Source organism: Mycobacterium alsense (genome assembly GCF_002086635.1).
In the GTDB taxonomy this organism is placed as follows: domain Bacteria; phylum Actinomycetota; class Actinomycetes; order Mycobacteriales; family Mycobacteriaceae; genus Mycobacterium; species Mycobacterium alsense.
Window position 1 is genome coordinate 1 of the sequence record NZ_MVHD01000147.1, and the last position, 369, is coordinate 369.

Below are 369 nucleotides of genomic sequence, written 5' to 3' on the forward strand. Positions count from 1 at the left end.
GGCGGGACGGGTGGCGCCGGCGGGGCGAGTGGGCTCTTCGGTCCCGGTGGCGGCGCCGGCGGCAGCGGCGGCGACGGCATCGAAAATGCCACCGGCGGCACCGGTGGCACCGGCGGTAGCGGCGGGCTGTTCGGTTCCGGCGGGGCCGGCGGCAGCGGCGGACAGGGCATAATTACCGGGACCGGCGGGGCCGGCGGTGCGGGCGGTCACGGCGGCCTGCTCGGAGGCAACGGTGGCTCTGGCGGTACCGGCGGGTCCGGTAGCGACGGGACCGGCGGCGCCGGCGGGGGGGGGGGGGGCGCGGGGGGGGGGGGGTGTTTTTTTTTCCCCTCTTGCGTGCCGCCCGGAGGGGGGAGGGGGAGATTGTGG

General features: G+C 78.6%; 1 pseudogene. It reads right to left on the reverse strand.

Features of this window, described 5'->3' with window-relative positions:
* Positions 1 to 210: pseudogene (locus BST11_RS29440) on the reverse strand (PE family protein); the annotation flags it as partial.
* Between the last annotated feature and the right edge of the window lie 159 nt (positions 211 to 369).